The organism is Flavobacterium sp. AC267, from assembly GCF_979258715.1.
Genome location: NZ_OZ409875.1, coordinates 2,571,611 through 2,589,790 on the forward strand (window position 1 = coordinate 2,571,611; position 18,180 = coordinate 2,589,790).

The window sequence follows — 18,180 nt, forward strand, 5'->3', positions numbered from 1 at the left end:
ACTTAAGTGCTTTAAGTCGTATTTTAATGGGTATATAGCCCGCGTTTTTATATATTTGCGTGTTAGACAGTAAATACATTTTTTAGAATAAATTATATGAGCGAAGAAATCAAGAAGAACAATTATTCAGCAGATAGTATTCAGGCATTAGAAGGAATGGAGCACGTAAGAATGCGTCCATCGATGTATATTGGAGATGTAGGAGTTCGAGGACTGCATCATTTAGTTTATGAGGTTGTTGATAACTCTATTGATGAAGCCATGGGCGGACATTGTGATACTATTGGTGTCGCAATTAACGAAGATGGTTCTGTTACAGTTGAAGATAACGGACGTGGTATTCCAGTTGATTTGCATAAAAAAGAAGGTGTTTCTGCACTTGAGGTTGTAATGACAAAAATTGGAGCCGGAGGTAAATTTGACAAAGATTCGTATAAAGTTTCTGGAGGTTTGCACGGTGTTGGGGTTTCGGTTGTAAACGCCCTTTCTGTTCACATGAAATCTACTGTATTTAGAGAAGGTAAAATCTATGAGCAGGAATACGAAAGAGGAAAATCTTTATATCCAGTAAAACAAATTGGAGAAACAGATAAAAGAGGTACACGTCAGACTTTTTATCCAGATGATACGATTTTTACTCAGACTACTGAGTTCTCATACGATACACTTTCAGCTCGTATGCGTGAACTTTCTTTCTTAAATAAAGGAATTACCATCACGTTTACAGATAAGAGAGAAGTTGATGAAAAAGGTGAATTTAAAAGTGAAGTTTTTCATTCTACAGAAGGTTTAAAAGAGTATATCCGTTACTTAGACGGTAATCGTGAGCCAATCGTTTCGCATGTAATCAGCATGGATCATGACAAAGGCGAAATTCCTGTAGAAGTTGCTTTGATTTATAATACAAGTTATACAGAGAATATTTTCTCATACGTAAATAATATTAACACTCACGAAGGAGGTACGCATTTACAAGGTTTTAGAAGTGGTTTGACAAGAACACTTAAAAAATATGCCGATGCTTCTGGTTTGTTAGATAAATTAAAATTCGAAATTGCTGGAGATGACTTCCGTGAAGGATTAACAGCTATTATTTCGGTAAAAGTTTCTGAGCCTCAGTTTGAGGGACAAACTAAAACTAAACTTGGAAATAGAGAAGTGGTTTCTCCAGTTTCGCAGGCAGTTGGAGAAATGTTAGAGAATTATTTGGAAGAAAATCCAAATGATGCAAAACTGATTATCCAAAAAGTAATCTTAGCGAACACAAGCACGTCACGCGACGAAAAAAGCGCGTGAAATGGTACAGCGTAAAACTGTTATGGGCGACGGTGGATTGCCAGGAAAATTATCTGACTGTTCAGAACAAGATCCTGCTAGATGTGAGGTTTACCTTGTCGAGGGAGATTCGGCTGGTGGAACAGCAAAACAAGGTCGTGACCGTAACTTTCAAGCAATTCTGCCATTACGCGGTAAGATCTTGAACGTTGAAAAAGCAATGCACCATAAAGTATTTGAAAACGAAGAGATTCGTAACATTTTTACTGCTTTAGGAGTTACAGTTGGAACCGCAGAAGACAGTAAAGCATTAAATCTTGAAAAACTAAGATATCATAAGGTAATCATCATGTGTGATGCCGATGTCGATGGTAGTCACATTTCTACCTTAATATTAACGTTCTTCTTCCGTTTTATGAAAGAATTAATCGAAGAAGGCCACGTATACATTGCGACTACGCTGTTGTATTTGGTTAAAAAAGGACAAAAGAAAGAATATGCTTGGAATGATGTACAGCGTGATCAAGCTAACGAAAGAATGGGTGGAAGTGCCGCTATTCAGCGTTATAAAGGTCTTGGAGAGATGAACGCGGAGCAATTGTGGGAAACTACAATGGACCCAAGTTTCAGAACTTTACGTCAGGTAACAATTGATAGTTTGGCAGAAGCTGATAGAGTTTTCTCGATGTTAATGGGTGATGAAGTACCGCCTCGTAGAGAATTTATCGAGAAAAATGCAGTTTACGCAAATATCGACGCATAAAATCAAAAATTAATAATTTCAATTCGTTTAATTGTTTAAATTTACTAGACAATTAAACGAATTGTCTTTTTAGGGAATAGACAAATAAATTAATAACCGATAAAGTATAAAATATGAAAGTTACCATTGTAGGAGCAGGAAATGTTGGAGCTACATGTGCAGACGTTATTTCTTATAGAGGAATTGCAAGCGAAGTAGTATTGTTGGATATTAAAGAAGGTTTTGCCGAAGGTAAAGCATTGGATATTACACAATGCGCGACAAATACTGGTTTTAATACTAAAGTGTCTGGCGTTACCAACGATTATTCTAAAACTGCTGGAAGTGATGTAGTTGTAATTACATCAGGAATTCCAAGAAAACCAGGGATGACAAGGGAAGAATTAATAGGTATAAATGCAGGAATTGTAAAAACAGTTGCCGAAAATGTGCTGAAATATTCTCCTGACACTATAATTGTTGTGGTTTCTAATCCGATGGATACTATGACGTATTTGGCTTTAAAAGCTACAGGTTTACCAAAAAATAGAATTATTGGTATGGGAGGCGCGTTAGACAGCTCTCGTTTTAGAACATATCTTTCATTAGCATTAGATAAACCTGCAAATGATATTTCTGCGATGGTAATTGGAGGTCATGGTGATACAACTATGATTCCGTTAACACGTTTAGCATCTTACAACGGAATTCCGGTGTCAGAATTTCTTTCAGAAGACGTACTGCAAAAAGTAGCGGCAGATACAATGGTTGGAGGAGCAACTCTTACAGGCTTGCTTGGAACTTCAGCTTGGTATGCGCCAGGAGCTTCTGTGGCCTATTTAGTAGATAGTATTTTGAACGATCAAAAGAAAATGATTGCATGTTCTGTTTTTGTAGAAGGAGAATATGGTCAAAACGATATCTGTATTGGAGTACCGTGTATAATTGGTAAAAATGGAGTAGAAGAGATTTTAGATATTAACTTAAATGATCAGGAAAAGGCATTATTTGCGAAAAGTGCAGATGCAGTTCGTAGTATGAATGATGCTCTAAAAACGATTTTAGTATAATAAAAACGGCAAAAAAGAGAAAAGGTCGCACTTTTGCGCCTTTTTTTTTGAGATTAATCAATAAATAAATTGGTTAATATTTTCGTTAATTATATATTTGCTCGGTTTAAAAAAAAATTGGTAATTCGTGATCTCGTATTTTTGTTTTAAAAAATCATGTCAGGGCTTATTTTATGGGACTTTAAAACAAAAACAAAAATAAAACATAATTAATTTTTAGTAATAATGCAGAATAAAGGACTTATTAAATTTTTCGCAATTCTATTTGCATTGGTGAGTATTTACCAACTATCATTCACTTTTGTGGCAAGTGGTGTCAAAAGTGAGGCTAAAGCTTTTGCAGGAGATAATCCTGATAAAGAGCTGAAATATTTAGATTCGATTGGTAAAGAGAAAGTATTAAATCTTGGTTTTACTGATTTCACTTACAACGAGGTGAAAAACAAGCAACTTAATAAAGGTCTTGACTTAGAAGGAGGAATCAACGTTATTCTTCAAATTTCTATTAAAGATGTTTTAAAAGGTTTAGCTAATAATTCTAAAAATCCAGTTTTTAATAAATCATTAGCTGATGCATCTGCAAATTTAGAAGGAAACAAAACATATTTAAATAAGTTTTTTGAAGCTTTTGAAGCAAACTCAAAAGGAAGTGTAAAATTAGCATCTCCAGATATTTTTGCAAACAGAAGTCTTCAAGGTGAAGGTGGTGTAGATTTTCAAATGTCTGACGCACAGGTTCAAAAAGTTGTAAAAAGAAAAGTTGACGAGTCTGTAGAAAGTGCTTTTAAAGTATTAAGAGAGCGTATCGACAAATTTGGTGTTACACAGCCAAATATTCAAAAATTAGGAGAAACAGGAAGAATCTTAGTAGAGCTTCCAGGTGCTAAGGATGTTGATAGAATTAAAAAATTATTAGGTGGAAAAGCTCAATTAGAGTTTTGGGAAACTTATAAAATTGAAGAAATTGGTAATTTCTTAGTTGTCGCTAACGAAGCTTTGAAGAAAACTGAAGTTAAGAAACCAGAAACTAAAACTGTTGCTAAAGATTCATTGAATGCTTTGTTGACAGATGCTAAAGATTCTACAGATACTAAAAAAGGAAACAATCCTTTATTCGATAAAATTTTAGGTCAAGGCGACGGACCAGTTTTAGGTTACTTCGCTACAAAAGATACTGCTGTAATCAACAGTTATTTTAAAAGACCAGAAATTAGAGTTTTATTGGTCGCTGACCAACATTATGCAAAATTTGTTTGGAGTAAACCAACTACTATAAAAGATCAAAAAGCAAAAGATTTAGCAAGTGCAAAAGATATTGAAGTTGTTGAATTATACGCTTTAAAAGGAAACAGAGACAATAACCCAGCAATGAGCGGTGGTGTTGTTACTGATGCAAAAGATACTTTTGACCAAATGGGTAAACCTGCAGTTTCTATGCAGATGAACAGCCAAGGTGCTAAAGTTTGGGAAGAATTAACAGGAAGAGCGTTTGCTCAAAAAAGTTATATCGCTATCGTTTTAGATGATATCGTTTATTCTGCTCCAGGTGTTACAAGTGGTCCTATCGCTGGAGGAAGATCTGAAATTACAGGTTCTTTTGATGTTGCTGAAACTAAAGATTTAGCTAACGTATTAAACGCAGGTAAATTACCAGCTTCTGCAGATATTATTCAATCAACTGTTGTTGGTCCATCTTTAGGACAAGTCGCTATTGATGCAGGTACAATTTCTTCTGTATTAGGGTTTTTATTAGTTTGCGTTTGGATGGTATTCTATTATGGTAAAGCGGGATGGTATGCAAACCTTGCTTTATTATTAAACTTACTTTTCTTATTCGGAATTATGGCAAGTTTTGGTTTTGTATTAACATTACCAGGTATTGCAGGTATCGTATTAACATTAGGTACAGCGGTAGATGCGAATATTATTATCTACGAAAGAGCAAAAGAGGAATTGCGTGAAGGAAAATCTCTTTCTGAGGCGGTTGTCGCTTCTTACGGATGGCACGGTGCAATGCGTTCTATTATTGATGCTAACGTTACTCACGTTTTAACTGGAGCTATCTTATTTATCTTTGGAACAGGTCCTATTAAAGGTTTCGCTTTAACATTATTAATTGGTATCGTAACTTCATTGTTTACATCAATCTTTATTGCTAGAATCTTTATTGATAGAAATATTATTGGAAAAGCTGATTTAACTTTCTCTACAAATATTACTAAAAACTGGTTTACTAATTTCCACTTTGATTTCATTAAAGTGAAAAAATTCACTTATATCTTCTCTTCTATTGTAACAGTAGTAAGTTTAACTTCTATTTTCTTTATTAATGGTTTAGATGAAGGTGTTGATTTTGTTGGAGGTAGAACTTTCCAAGTTAAATTTGAAAAACCCGTAGATGCAACTGCTGTTTCAGATGAATTATCTGCGACTTTTGGAACTCCTGTTGAGGCGAAAATTTTAGGTGATGATGATCAATTGAAAATCACTACTAAATATAAAATTAAAGAAGATGGTGTAGCTATTGATGAAGAAGTGAATCAAAAATTATATGCTTCTTTACAGAAATATTTCCCAAATACTTCTTACGAGAAATTCATTAACTCTTTTGACGGTAAAAAAGTTGGTGTATTACAAGCTTCTAAAGTTGGAGCTTCTATCTCTGAGGATATTAAAACTAACTCATACTGGGCAGTTCTTGGTGCGATGGCAGTTATTTTCTTATACTTAATGGTATCTTTCCGTAAATGGCAGTATTCATTAGGTGCGATTGCAGCTGTTGCGCATGACGTAATCTTTGTATTAGGAATTTACTCTTTATGCTACAAATTCATGCCATTCCACATGGAAATGGATCAGCACTTTATCGTCGCGATTTTGACTGTAATTGGTTACTCTATGAACGATACTGTAATTGTATTTGACAGGGTTAGAGAATTTATCATCGGAAACCGTAAAGGTAGTTTCGAAGATATCGTAAACGCTTCTATTAATACTACTTTATCAAGAACGCTGAATACTTCATTAATGATGATCATTGTATTATTAACAATGTTTATTTTTGGTGGAGAATCAATTAGAGGATTTATCTTTGCAATGTTAATTGGTATTATCGTAGGTACTTACTCTTCATTATTTATCGCTACGCCAGTATTGGTTGATACGATTTCAAATGATGAGAAACATACAATCGAAGACAAACACAACAAAGCATAATTAAACTTTGTTTTTAATAATAGAAAGATCCAGTGAAAGCTGGATCTTTTTTTATGTTTGTATATGAGATCCAAAAACTATTTATGAAAAAGAAAAGAATATTCTTTATCGTTTCTTTCTTTGTATTGCTTGCAACTTCATGCGCAAAAGAGAAATACAATAATTATAGGGTAGGAGTGAGTTATGGTTTTGGAAGCGAGTTCAATAATACGGATTATACTTTTACTAATAATTTCTATAAAGCCCAGTTGTATTATAAATTAAAAGAAACTCGAAATTTTAGATATGAGATTTTAATACAGCCCGAGATCAACTTTGGAAAACATCAATTGTTGAATTTGTATTTCGTAAAGCCTGAAACACTGGATTTTGACCAGAAGCGAATTGAATACATGAAATTGAAAAACGTTCATGAATATGTTCTGAATATTGGTTTTATAGTCAGGAAACCAATTGGTAATATGTTTTCCTGTTATCTCTTAGGAAGTATAGGACCAATGATTACAGATACAGAAACAGAACGTATGTCTAAAGGTTTTGCTTTCGCAGATGTTTTGGCGATAGGTTTTTCGGTCGATTACAACCAATTTCAGTTTGATGTGCGCCCAAGTGTCAGGCATGTTTCCAATGCGGGTTTAGGAAGCTCTAATGCGGGCTATAATACAAAGAATATTGAGTTTGGTGTTTCGTATCAATTATAAAGAATCTTATTTAAGGTTAATGTAATTATTGTGATTTCTTTTAATACTAATTGATTATAAAAAACTAGAAAGGGGATATATCCCTTTTTTTTTGCTTGCAGAATAAAAAATGAAAGAAAAATTATACAAATAGTATTTAAAAATGAAATAAAAAAGCTACATTAGTAAAAAAATGTTTTATATAACAGTAAATAATTGATTTAAAGAACGTTTAAAATAATGTTAAAATGGTTAAAAAGTACTTGATAAATCTTATTGATGTCAACATTATTATATTCTTAATTGTGATAATTGCGCTTTGCGGGATATTTACATTACTGATTAGCGATAAAGTAAAAGATTTTGCAAAAGAGTATAAGAAGAAATTCTATGTTTATGTCTTATCATTTGCATTGATTTATGCGCTTATTGCATTTTTAAGCCATAATAAACCATTTACAAGCCTTAGTCGAGAACTTATTTTATATCAGGTAACATCTCTTCTGTTTGGGTTTCTTCATGTTTGGATTTACCGCAATTATTTTCATGAATTTAAGCTAAAAAGTTTCATCATAGAACTCCTTGTTGCAAGCAGTTGTCCCTTTGTATTCAAGCTTATTATTTGTTATTATTTATACCATTTTAAACGGCTTAAATTTTACTTTTTTAATATGTGGGCACTTTATAATATTTATCATACCTACAGCTATCGATAAAGTGTTTTGTCTAATGATGCTGATACCTCCAAAAAAAATCATTTCGTGGACGCCTGATAAATCTTATAAAACAATTGAGACCAATGAAATGAAAGGTATTTTATTGATAACGCTCTTAATAAAAAAAGAATACGGTGATGAAGAATATATTTCTATTCGAGCACAAGTACCTGTGAGAGTTAAATTTGGACGTTTGTTTTTTCTTGCTGTAAACGGATACAACAAACAAATTCCAAAAAGTCAGATTGAATTACTGATGCCGAACAGACAAAACTATAATTGGGTTTTCTATCACCAGTCTAAATGGTATGAAAAAACAAAATATGTCGATGCTTTAAAAGATATGGGATCAAATCTGATAAATGAAAACTCAGTAATAATATGTGAGCGTAAAACAGAAAAAAATGCTCCTCCGGAAAATAAGAAAAAACCTGACGCTAAAATATACAATACTGATTCGCATAACGAAGAATCTGAACAAGAAAAAATTAATGAATTAAAAGAACCTGAAGAAGAAGGACTTATAAAATAAATGGATTACATATGAAAAAAGAAGATGACAAGGAAAAGAAGAAAGAGCCTGTTTTATTTGTAAGTCAGGATAATTTCCTTCCTTTTAACCCTTTTGAACTCAATCACAACTATTCGGTTTTGTACACAATTGAAAAGGAAGGAAAAAAACAGACTCTCAAGCAAAATTTCAGTCTATTAAGATTGAAACCCGATACCAAACAAGACGATTATCATTTTATTGAGATAAGTAAAACATCGAAACTATTTATAGACGGAAAAACAATTGATACAAGAGCATATACCGTTGCAGAAAAGACTGCAGAACTTCTTTTTCCTTTACGAATAGTCGTAAATAAATACGGAAAATGGATAGACTTGAACAGTTATGATAAACTAAAAGAACGCTGGGAAAATCAAAAAGACAGCATTAAAGAATTGTTTGATGGCAAAATTTTTATGCAACTGACTAAAAATATTGAAAATGCAATTGAAGATAATAGTTTATTAGTAAAGCTACTCTCGGGAAACTGGTTTTTGAGGGCTTATTTTAACGGAATACACAGAGCCTACACTCAAACTCTTGAAACAAGTCGAAAATTATATTTTCCCGCGATCGCCGAAACCGATGATGTGGAGTTTTTAATTTCGCAAAAAGTTAATCCTTATCTCAACGATTTAAACCTAATTGAAGTAACCCAAAATGGTAAATCTGACGACGAAAATGTCGAAGAATATTACCACGCCCACTATTTTTTAAATCCAAATAATTATCTCATTGAAGAACTGCATTTAGAATGTGATTTAATTGATATGAAACGAAAAATTACAGTTGAAGTTAAAAACTTAGACGAAAGCAAAATAACAGTAGATAGCAGAATATCACTTTTAGTATAATAATAAATCTAGATTATGGAAAAATATGTTGTTGTAGATGGTGCAAGTTGCAAATGCAAGTTTAGTGAAGACCCTAATGCTGTAGATATTCTGCAGATAAAATCTCAAAAAAAACATTTTGCCAACGACAAAGGAGCTAATAAAAAATTGATAGCCACAACCAAAGATATCAATCAAACCTTAAAGAGTGGCTCTTTTGGAAAATGCACTTTACAGCCTACTTCAAGTGGCAATAAACCCTGTATGGCGACAATAACCCAATGGTATGATTCGCATGAAAAAGTAACACTCAGCAATCAAGGCAAAATTTTGATAGAAGACAGTAAAGCGGGATGCCCTGTAGGCGGACCAAAATGTATAGAAATTTTTAAACATGGACAGATAGCTGAACTAGGAGGCCAGCAAATGCAAAAAGCAGATCGTGATGTCTTGAAGCAGATTAATCCATTATTAAATCCTGATGAATTAGAAGACCAGCTTTCTGATTGTTATTAAAATTCTACAAATTATGAGCAAAGTAAAAATATATGGCAATCCCAATCCCGTAATAGGGATAAAACAATATTACTCTATACATGATTTTTTTGGCGGTGTCTGCTCCATCAAAATTCATTGAGCCAGTAGGAAATATACCTGACGAAAATATCAAATGGAGTATCTGGATATTATTGGGAAATGAATGGGTTAAAATGAGCAAAAACAATAAGACGGGTGCAACCGTAGAGTATACATTTACCCAACCTAGTCTCACTCGTAAAGGAATAAGAATGTTGGTTGATGCAAACGGCGAAAAAGCAGTTTTGGATATAAAAACCAAAGAAAATGCAGAAAGCAAGATTCTATATGTAGAAATTCTGGACAACAACGGAAAAAAGCCCACAAAACTATTTAGTTATGGCGAAACTATTACAGCTCGCGTACATTGTCTTAACATGGAAAAATTTCGCATAAACGTTACTTTATGGGAAAATGACGAAGGTAAAAAAGACCTTTCTGATATTAGCGGCGAGACGAAAGAAGCTGATGTATTAAATGGAAAAGCTGATGTCAAATTTACTTTTGATACCAGCAAAGTATGGCTTGCCAATGCAAAAACGGCTCCCAATGAGTCTAATGAAGGCGCATTTCATGAATATTATGTAACCGCTGAGTTTTACAAAAAAGTTTCGAAACCTACCCAAGATATTAATGTTATCAATCCAGATTATAAAGTAGATATACTTTCAAAAACAACTGCTTCTAAACCATCTGAAAAAGAAACTAAAAAACCATCTCCCAGAGAACAAAAAGGTCCTTCTAAAAAAGAAACCAGAGGAATAGCGAAAACTGAAAGAAAAGCTCATGATTATCACGAACAGAAAGTTGATGTAAAACCTACAGTTACTTACGATGCTCAACAAGAGTTTATTAATAGTCTGATGATGGTTAATGTTGGGGATCCTATGTGGCATCAGAAAGAAGAAAAAACAGAAGCTGGTAATTTTTCCTCTACTTGTTAAACCCGAAAATGATCTAGAAAATAAATGGGGAAAAATGAGAAATTGGGCATCTAAACAAGGTGCTAACATGACAACTTTTAATTCTAATAGAGACAATGGCAAAAGGAAACATGCTGGACGAGATTTGTATACCAATTCTTTAGAAACAGTTGTTGCTATCGCAGATGGTTTAGTACTGGATGTTAAATCATTTTATTGTGAAACTGATCAAGTTACTATTAGGCATACTTTAAAAGATGGTCGAGACTTCATTATTCGATATGGAGAATTAGATACAAAAAGTATTTTAGTAAAAATAGGTGATAAAGTGACACAAAAGCAAAAACTTGGAGAAACAGGAAAATTATTAAAGTATTTAAAAAACAAAAAGAAATTTGTTCCATTAATGGAAATCAATAATGTAACTGTTTTTATGTTACATTTTGAATATTTTAGTGGATCACTAAAATTTGACTTAAATAAAAATCCTCTTTCTGATATTTCTAAACCATTTAACCGTAGATCTGATTTAATAGATTCCTTCGCAATATTGCAAGAAGGTTATAATAATTCTTTTGGAACTAAGGCGGAAATTAGTAAAAATGAGACTAGGGAATTTACGGAACATGATGCAAGACTAGCATTAATGAAAATCTATGATTTATTTGGAAGAGATATGGCAAAAACGATAGAGAGTATTTATCGTTGGGAGGGCAAACATTTTAAATCAGATCAATATATAATATGTGGTTCTCCAGGAATGGAAGTTTCGGGCAATAGTCCTGCACCAAACTATGGCTGGGATGGTTCTTTATATAAAAAGAATCCGGAATATACCCCAGTAGGAATTTGGCAATCATTTGAAAATAAGGGAAAAAGCGGAGCTGGTGGTAATGATCAAGATACAAAAAACAAGAAAAAATATATCAAATTTCCATCAGTCGAGGCTGGTATGATGTATATAGTAGATTTTATTAATCGCCATGATGGAAATGTAGGCAGATGGCATTCGACTGATAAAAAAATCCAAGAAAATTATAAAAACGATATAAAGACTGCAATCCCAAGAATAGTAAATCAATTTTAACAATATGAAGAATAGCTTAATTTATTTAGTCATTGTTTTTATAGCTATTAGTTGTAAAAAAGAATCAAGAATCTATCAACCAAAAAACACTTTTGAACAACAAAAGCTAAATAATAAATCATTAGAAAATAAGAAAAAGATATCCTGTGACGACATCATATACAATATTATTGCATCAAGCGATCTAAAATTGTATGACTACAAAAATTATTTCGTAAGAGTTGAAGATGTTAAGAATGATTCTATAACTGTTAAAGTGTACGTTGAAAATAATCTGTCAGATGATCCCAAACAAAAGCAAATAGTTGAAAGTGTTATAGCTTGGCTTTTATTTTTGCCGAATGAAGAAAAATTATTTAATGTAACCGCTGATCCAGAAAATCCTATCAAAGTAAATTATAAAACTAAAGACATATCATCTATTTATTCCCTCTGCAATATTCCAAAAAGGAAGAAAAGTAATGAACTAGTCGAAGATGAGGATACAGAAAAAGAATGTAAAAATATAACTGTAGAAATGGGTAAGGGTGAAGAATGCATTCTGAGAAATACAAACATTCAAAATGTATATGTAGATATTATTAAAAATGAAAATGTTGACGATTCTAAATATCTTTTAAGTTCAATTCCTAAAAAAAATATATTCTTAAAAATTAACAAAAATGGTTTAATTAATATCGAATATAGGGTCGCAAAAAATCGGATTGAAATATTATTCAATTATGATGGAGGTGTTACTGAGGTAATTATTGAAAAAAAAGGAGATAATATTTTAAGACATATTGTTTATTATGCAGATTAGATATTGAAAAACTACATTCAAAAAACAAACAAAAATCTCGCAATATCTTTTTTACATAAATTTATTAAAACACATCCTAGTAGAAAAATCCCAGTAAAAAAACAACTAGCAAAATCTAGGGAGAAAAAGATTTTGGAATAGTAATTTTTGATAATGTTACAGAAGATTTTCTAAAAGGGTGTATTTGAGAGGAAAAACAGAACTTCCAAAAGTTGATGATGCTAATTTTAGTGAGACAGCAAAAATTTACGCTCTTTACTGTTATATGTTACAAAATTTACTCAAAGTATTGAATGAGGAGACGTTTATACTTTTTTTCCAAAATTAAATGAGAAGAAATACGAAGAGGAATTTAGAAAAAACAACTATTACAATATTCCAGATTTTAAAGAATTATTCGAAGAAACTAAAAATGGTGGCATTGGTTTACCTATGTAAAAGCTAAACTTATTGCGTACGCATTTGGTTGGACTTCTTCAAATTAGTCTAAAGGTGAAAGTTGCGAACCATTTGTAGGTGCGATCATTGTATTTTCTTGGTCTCATGTTGCTATTATAATTGGAGAAAATATGGACGGTACAAAATATGTATATCTTGGAGGAAATCAAACTGGTTGGGAAGGAGATAAATCAGGGACTCAGGTTATTTCTTTTTCTTCAATAATAAAAACAAGCAATCAAATTAAAGCTATCACAAAACCTAAAGATTATGAAATTTCCGAAAAAGAAAAGAAACTTCCCAAATATGATGTCGAAACAGAAAATGATTTTAAATCTACCAGATAAAAAACTATATATGAGAGTAGTGATTGTTCTACTTGTATTTTCTTTATTTCAATCGTGTAATAAAGAAAATAAGCAAGAAATTCAAAGTAAAGAAAATTATCCATTACAAGAAACAAAATTAAAAACGATGAATGACATTTTAGAAAAACAACTTAAAGAAGGTGCATCACAATATGCTTTAGATGATGATGGAAATAGTGTTAGTGAAACTTTGAAACATTCTTTTAGTATAGATGAATTAAATACATGTACAGTAGTCATATCAGAAATATTAAAATCTAATGGTTATAAAACACCAAGTGATATTGACTTTAATAATAAAATAAATAAAATTTTCAGAAGATTAATCAATCCTAATTCCTTAAAAAAGTATTTATATATTAATTATTATAATAATTGTGACAATGAATTCTGTAATCAATCCAATGACGGTGTTAATTTTAATGGGACTTATATAATAAAAAAAATTTTTATCACCGATTTTTTTTACTTACCAGAGCTAATTAATTATCAAGAAAAATTTCCAAATATTGCTCAGTTAGAAAAAAAATATCCTTCTGAATGGTATAATGATGAACTTAGGATGAAAGTAGGAATTGAAAAATGGATGGAATTTGAAGCAAGAAAAGATGAGTATAACTTATCAAGAGCCCGAGATTTTAATAAATTATTAATCATTTCACGCAACAAATATCTATTCAACGGCAACAAAGCAAGTTTAGTTTGGCTAAAATTTAACGACGAATATTTTTTAGAATCACTTGTAAAAGTTTTCGGTTACGTCCAAGACAAAGATTTACTTAAATGGGTTTTAGACAGAAATCTAAATGATGAGGAATTTGATAAAGTGCTTTTTACCAAAACCTGCGATAACAAATACATTTTTCATAAAGAGATTTTTGAAGTAATGACTAAAGCAAATGAGAGAACCAAAGAAAAATACATTATGTATTTGAGAGGAAAAACAGAACTTCCAAAAGTTGATGATGCTAATTTCAGCGAGACAGCAAAAATCTACGCGCTCTATTGTTATTATGCAACACGATTTACACAAAGTGTTGAACAAGGCGATGTTTATACCTTTTTTCCAAAATTAAATGAGAAAAAGTACGAAGACGAATTTAGAAAAAACAACTATTACAATATTCCAGATTTTAAAGAATTATTCGAAAAAACTAAAAATGGTGGTATTGGATTGCCTATGTAAAAGCTAAACTTATTGCTTTCAATTTAAAAACCACTTACGAGCGAGACGCTCGTGCCAGCTAGAGGATTTATAAACGGAAAAACCACTGTGGCTGATGTTATTTTAGAATAAAAAAAGAACATTATAATCCTGGAGCAAACTATCTATTTAATGGGGTATGTGAGAATGCGGAAGAAGAGAAAAAAGAACAAAAGAATGCATCAATAGCTCCTTGGATGAAAATTGCTTGGGAAGAATACGAAAATTATAAAGGTGTAAAAGAGGAAGATAGTCCATTGAAAGAGAAAATTAAGGAATATTTCAAAGAAACTGGATATAATAGTGACCACAAAGGTGTTTTTTTGACAGAAATTGATCGAATTGAAGATGATAATATTATTATTCATGTGTATATAGAAAATAATTTATCTGATAATCCTAAACAAAAAGCAGGTAATTCAAAGTACAATTGCATGGCTATCATTTAATCCAAATGAAAGTAATTATACAAACTACAGCAGATCCTGATAATCCAATTGAATTAAATTTTAATAAAAAAATATTACACTATTTTAATTTTTTTTGATTCTTGTAAAATCAAAAAAAGGTAGTGTAGAAAAAATAAAATATGACAAAAATAATATCATTAATTGCCTTGATAATTTTATTGCCAAGTTGTTCGAAAGAAAAAAAGGACAAGTCAAACGAGGAAAAAGAAGAAAATATTCAAAATTATAACAAAACATCTAGTGAGATCATGTTTTATAATGATAATACAAATATTAAAGTAAAATCAATTTTAATAAAGCAAGTTGATTCTGGAAATGATGAAGTGTATGGTAGTTTTCAAGATTACAATAAAAATGATCTAGATGCTTTAGTTATAGTTGCTCAATCAATTTTAAAATCAAATGGCTACAAAATAGTAGATAACAAGAATTTCAATGGCATTGTAAAAAAAGTATTTGGAAGAATAATGGATGATCATTCTATAAATGAATATTTAAAGATTGAAACATTTGCTGAGAATAAATGCGATAAAAGTTTGCAGTACTACCCTTATACTGCTGATGCACAATACTTATATGTCGTAAAAGGTAAATTCATTACTAACTTTTACGCTCTTCCGACAATAATTGATTATTTAAAACTGTTTCCTGATGTTTCAAAATTTGAAAAAGAGGACATCATTATTGAAGATAAGATAGAGAATGTAAAAACAAAAGCTTCTCAATGGAAAGATGATTTACAATATTTAGCTCAAACAAGAGAAAAAAATATCAAGATACTTATAAATCGCAACAAATACCTTTTCAACGATAACAAAGCAAGTTTGGTATGGCTAAAATTTAACGACGAATATTTTTTAGAATCACTTGTAAAAGTTTTCGGTTATGTTCAAGATAAAGATTTATTAAAGTGGGTTTTAGACAGAAATCTAAATGATGAGGAATTTGATAAATTGCTTTTTACCAAAACTTGCGGTAACAAATATATTTTTCATAAAGAGATTTTTGAAGTAATGACTAAAGCAGATGAGAGAACTAAAGAAAAATACATTATGTATTTGAGATTAAAAACAGAACTACCAAAAGTTGATGATGCTAATTTCAGCGAGACAGCAAAAATCTACGCGCTCTATTGCTATTATGCAACACGATTTACACAAAGTGTTGAACAAGGCGATGTTTATACCTTTTTTCCAAAATTAAATGAGAAGAAATACGAAGACGAATTTAGAAAAAACAACTATTACAATATTCCAGATTTTAAAGAATTATTTGAACAAACTAAAAATGGTGGCATTGGTTTGCCAATGTAAAATGAAGGGGTTTTAAAAACTAATTTAAACAAAAAAAAGATTACTTTTCCTACTTATAAAAGTTTAGTCTTTTTAATATATTTGCACTTCCTAAATTACAGAATATGATACTTAAAAAACTTCTTGCCCGTGTGGTATGGTGGCGGCATTGGAAACAACCGTAACGCTTCTGTAAGCGTAGGACACCTTAGCTACACGGGTTTTATATTTCCTAAATTACAGAGTTATGAGTACCAAAACCCTTTCAAAAGAAGCCGAAATCAGGCTGATGAATTTCTTCAACGACAGAATTGACCCACTCGATATGGCGAAAGCCATAAGATATGTAAATCTAACCCTCGCTCTAGGCGCGATGAACGAACAAGAAAATGTTCCATCTAAACTTTTCAGACTTGGAGATAGCTTTTATTGGCTGAATGAATTAGCTGAAATTTTAAATCCCTATCTGGAATTGGAGTAAGGTTTGTTCTTTTTAAAAAATTAAAACCCTCATTCTTTTTGGAGATTGAGGGCTTTGCTTTTGCAGATATTTTTGCACTTGGTTTTACTGTTGGCTATAATAAATATCAAGAATATTGAGTTCGGAGTTTCGTATCAGCTCTAAAAAAGAAAACGCCCAATATCTCAGATAATGGGCGTTTGTTATAATGTGATATAATTTTATGATGCTCGCAAGAGGATTTCTTTGTGCTCTTATGATAAAGAAAAGACCAATAATAATAAATGGAATACTTAACCATTGACCTGTAGAGAAATAACCTAAATCTTCTTCTATTCCGCCTTGGCTTTGTTTTACAAATTCCACAATAAAACGAACTACGAATAAAAGAACTAAAAACAATCCGAATAAGAAACCAGATTTAAGTCTTGTATTTGTTTTCCAGTATAAGAAATATAAAATAGCAAATACAAAAATATAAGAGAATCCCTCGTATAATTGTGCTGGATGTCTTGCAGGAACTTCGGCTAATAAATTTGCAAATTTTGGGTTTGTCGCAATTGCTTTATAAGCCTCAATTGGATCTGCAATTCCAGTTTTTTGTACTGCTTCGTTTTTGCTGAATTTATCGTGTAAAAAACGAATTCCAAATGCAGATGTGGTTTCATTACCAATGATTTCAGAATTGAAGAAATTTCCCAAGCGAACAAAAATAGCTCCACTGGCAACAGGAATTACAATTCTGTCTAAAATCCATAAAAGCGATCGTTTTAGGATTTTTTTGCTGTAAAAATACATCGCTACAATAATAGAAATTGCGACACCGTGACTTGCTAATCCTTGAAAACCTGTAAATTCAAATTTTGGGTCAAATCTAAAAGGAAGAAAAATCTCAAGTAAATGATTTCTGAAATATTCCCAATCGTAAAATAAAACATGGCCTAAACGCGCGCCAATCAAAGTTGCAAGAACTGTCCAAACAAATAAAGAATCTAATTTTTCTAGTGATTCATTTTCTCTTTCGAAGATCTTCTTCATTAGAAACCATCCCAAAAGAAAAGCAATTACAAACATTAAGCTGTAATAACGAATCATAAAAAATCCTAAATTGATTCCCTCTGAAGGATTCCAAACAAAATTTAAGGCGTGTGTCATGTAAATTGTTTTATATATTGTAAAAATAAATATTTAATGTAAAGTACCGCTTTATAAAAGGTTAATGTTTATGATCACATTTCTTTTCTGGTACAGGATCGTAACCGCTTCGTCCCCAAGGATGACAGCTTAAAATACGCTTTGTTCCTAAAAAACCGCCGTAAAATAATCCGTGAGTCTGCAATGCCTGAATCATATAACTGGAACAAGTAGGTTCAAATCTGCAAGATGCCGGAGTAAACGGAGAAATTGCCGTTTGATAAAAACGCACCAATAGTACAAACGGATATATTAGAATTTTGGATAACATATTTTTTTAG

Annotated in this window: 17 protein-coding genes and 1 pseudogene; 16 read left to right on the plus strand and 2 right to left on the minus strand. The window is 31.6% G+C overall.

What is annotated here, in order from left to right:
- The first annotated feature begins 96 nt into the window (after nt 1–96).
- The 16 genes and pseudogenes from gyrB (at nt 97) to ACZZ95_RS13545 (ending at nt 16,726) form a co-directional block, all read left to right on the plus strand.
- Nucleotides 97–2,038, plus strand: a pseudogene (gyrB, locus tag ACZZ95_RS13470) (DNA topoisomerase (ATP-hydrolyzing) subunit B).
- A gap of 113 nt (nt 2,039–2,151) precedes the next feature.
- On the plus strand, nt 2,152–3,087 hold the full coding sequence (mdh, locus tag ACZZ95_RS13475; protein ID WP_095953065.1) for a malate dehydrogenase: 936 nt from the start codon (nt 2,152–2,154) through the stop codon (nt 3,085–3,087).
- Nucleotides 3,088–3,312: 225 nt separating this feature from the next.
- A complete protein-coding gene (gene secDF, locus ACZZ95_RS13480; protein ID WP_463469428.1) occupies nt 3,313–6,303 on the plus strand; it encodes a protein translocase subunit SecDF in 2,991 nt (996 codons plus the stop codon).
- Between the two features lie 83 nt (nt 6,304–6,386).
- Nucleotides 6,387–7,004: an acyloxyacyl hydrolase gene (locus tag ACZZ95_RS13485; RefSeq protein ID WP_463469429.1), complete on the plus strand. Its 618-nt coding sequence runs from the start codon at nt 6,387–6,389 to the stop codon at nt 7,002–7,004.
- A gap of 227 nt (nt 7,005–7,231) precedes the next feature.
- Nucleotides 7,232–7,699 carry a TssN family type VI secretion system protein gene (locus ACZZ95_RS13490; protein ID WP_463469430.1) on the plus strand — a complete coding sequence of 156 codons (468 nt, stop codon included), beginning with the start codon at nt 7,232–7,234 and terminating at the stop codon, nt 7,697–7,699.
- Complete coding sequence (locus tag ACZZ95_RS13495; protein ID WP_463471675.1) at nt 7,587–8,231, plus strand: TssN family type VI secretion system protein; 645 nt, start codon at nt 7,587–7,589, stop codon at nt 8,229–8,231. The genes ACZZ95_RS13490 and ACZZ95_RS13495 overlap by 113 nt, the downstream gene beginning before the upstream one ends.
- Nucleotides 8,232–8,242: 11 nt before the next feature.
- A complete protein-coding gene (locus ACZZ95_RS13500; protein ID WP_463469431.1) occupies nt 8,243–9,106 on the plus strand; it encodes a hypothetical protein in 864 nt (287 codons plus the stop codon).
- A 15-nt stretch (nt 9,107–9,121) separates the two neighbouring features.
- A complete protein-coding gene (locus tag ACZZ95_RS13505; protein WP_463469432.1) occupies nt 9,122–9,601 on the plus strand; it encodes a DUF4280 domain-containing protein in 480 nt (159 codons plus the stop codon).
- Nucleotides 9,602–9,681: 80 nt separating this feature from the next.
- A complete protein-coding gene (locus ACZZ95_RS13510; RefSeq protein ID WP_463469433.1) occupies nt 9,682–10,605 on the plus strand; it encodes a hypothetical protein in 924 nt (307 codons plus the stop codon).
- A gap of 34 nt (nt 10,606–10,639) precedes the next feature.
- Nucleotides 10,640–11,671 (plus strand): M23 family metallopeptidase, encoded by a 1,032-nt coding sequence (locus ACZZ95_RS13515; RefSeq protein WP_463469434.1) that lies wholly within the window; start codon nt 10,640–10,642, stop codon nt 11,669–11,671.
- A gap of 4 nt (nt 11,672–11,675) precedes the next feature.
- Nucleotides 11,676–12,473, plus strand: coding sequence for a hypothetical protein (locus ACZZ95_RS13520; protein ID WP_463469435.1), 798 nt, complete (start codon nt 11,676–11,678; stop codon nt 12,471–12,473).
- 569 nt (nt 12,474–13,042) lie between these two features.
- Nucleotides 13,043–13,258 carry a hypothetical protein gene (locus ACZZ95_RS13525; RefSeq protein WP_463469436.1) on the plus strand — a complete coding sequence of 72 codons (216 nt, stop codon included), beginning with the start codon at nt 13,043–13,045 and terminating at the stop codon, nt 13,256–13,258.
- 10 nt (nt 13,259–13,268) lie between these two features.
- Nucleotides 13,269–14,465, plus strand: coding sequence for a hypothetical protein (locus ACZZ95_RS13530; RefSeq protein ID WP_463469437.1), 1,197 nt, complete (start codon nt 13,269–13,271; stop codon nt 14,463–14,465).
- Nucleotides 14,466–14,680: 215 nt separating this feature from the next.
- Nucleotides 14,681–14,932, plus strand: a complete 252-nt coding sequence (locus ACZZ95_RS13535) for a hypothetical protein (RefSeq protein WP_463469438.1) — start codon at nt 14,681–14,683, stop codon at nt 14,930–14,932.
- A 140-nt stretch (nt 14,933–15,072) separates the two neighbouring features.
- A complete protein-coding gene (locus ACZZ95_RS13540; protein WP_463469439.1) occupies nt 15,073–16,266 on the plus strand; it encodes a hypothetical protein in 1,194 nt (397 codons plus the stop codon).
- A 226-nt stretch (nt 16,267–16,492) separates the two neighbouring features.
- Nucleotides 16,493–16,726, plus strand: a complete 234-nt coding sequence (locus ACZZ95_RS13545; RefSeq protein WP_463469440.1) for a hypothetical protein — start codon at nt 16,493–16,495, stop codon at nt 16,724–16,726.
- A gap of 84 nt (nt 16,727–16,810) precedes the next feature.
- On the opposite strand, the gene lgt is transcribed toward ACZZ95_RS13545, so the two are convergent.
- Nucleotides 16,811–17,860 carry a prolipoprotein diacylglyceryl transferase gene (gene lgt, locus ACZZ95_RS13550; RefSeq protein ID WP_463469441.1) on the minus strand — a complete coding sequence of 350 codons (1,050 nt, stop codon included), beginning with the start codon at nt 17,858–17,860 and terminating at the stop codon, nt 16,811–16,813.
- A gap of 61 nt (nt 17,861–17,921) precedes the next feature.
- On the minus strand, nt 17,922–18,170 hold the full coding sequence (yidD, locus tag ACZZ95_RS13555) for a membrane protein insertion efficiency factor YidD (RefSeq protein WP_095953069.1): 249 nt from the start codon (nt 18,168–18,170) through the stop codon (nt 17,922–17,924).
- Between the last annotated feature and the right edge of the window lie 10 nt (nt 18,171–18,180).

Coding starts and splice junctions, on each gene's coding strand:
- mdh (WP_095953065.1), top strand. CDS start 2,152: ATGAAAGTTACCATTGTAGGAGCAGGAAATGTTGGAGCTACATGTGCA.
- secDF (WP_463469428.1), top strand. CDS start 3,313: ATGCAGAATAAAGGACTTATTAAATTTTTCGCAATTCTATTTGCATTG.
- ACZZ95_RS13485 (WP_463469429.1), top strand. CDS start 6,387: ATGAAAAAGAAAAGAATATTCTTTATCGTTTCTTTCTTTGTATTGCTT.
- ACZZ95_RS13490 (WP_463469430.1), top strand. CDS start 7,232: ATGGTTAAAAAGTACTTGATAAATCTTATTGATGTCAACATTATTATA.
- ACZZ95_RS13500 (WP_463469431.1), top strand. CDS start 8,243: ATGAAAAAAGAAGATGACAAGGAAAAGAAGAAAGAGCCTGTTTTATTT.
- ACZZ95_RS13505 (WP_463469432.1), top strand. CDS start 9,122: ATGGAAAAATATGTTGTTGTAGATGGTGCAAGTTGCAAATGCAAGTTT.
- ACZZ95_RS13510 (WP_463469433.1), top strand. CDS start 9,682: ATGATTTTTTTGGCGGTGTCTGCTCCATCAAAATTCATTGAGCCAGTA.
- ACZZ95_RS13515 (WP_463469434.1), top strand. CDS start 10,640: ATGAGAAATTGGGCATCTAAACAAGGTGCTAACATGACAACTTTTAAT.
- ACZZ95_RS13520 (WP_463469435.1), top strand. CDS start 11,676: ATGAAGAATAGCTTAATTTATTTAGTCATTGTTTTTATAGCTATTAGT.
- ACZZ95_RS13525 (WP_463469436.1), top strand. CDS start 13,043: ATGGACGGTACAAAATATGTATATCTTGGAGGAAATCAAACTGGTTGG.
- ACZZ95_RS13530 (WP_463469437.1), top strand. CDS start 13,269: ATGAGAGTAGTGATTGTTCTACTTGTATTTTCTTTATTTCAATCGTGT.
- ACZZ95_RS13535 (WP_463469438.1), top strand. CDS start 14,681: ATGAAAATTGCTTGGGAAGAATACGAAAATTATAAAGGTGTAAAAGAG.
- ACZZ95_RS13540 (WP_463469439.1), top strand. CDS start 15,073: ATGACAAAAATAATATCATTAATTGCCTTGATAATTTTATTGCCAAGT.
- ACZZ95_RS13545 (WP_463469440.1), top strand. CDS start 16,493: ATGAGTACCAAAACCCTTTCAAAAGAAGCCGAAATCAGGCTGATGAAT.
- lgt (WP_463469441.1), bottom strand. CDS start 17,860: ATGACACACGCCTTAAATTTTGTTTGGAATCCTTCAGAGGGAATCAAT.
- yidD (WP_095953069.1), bottom strand. CDS start 18,170: ATGTTATCCAAAATTCTAATATATCCGTTTGTACTATTGGTGCGTTTT.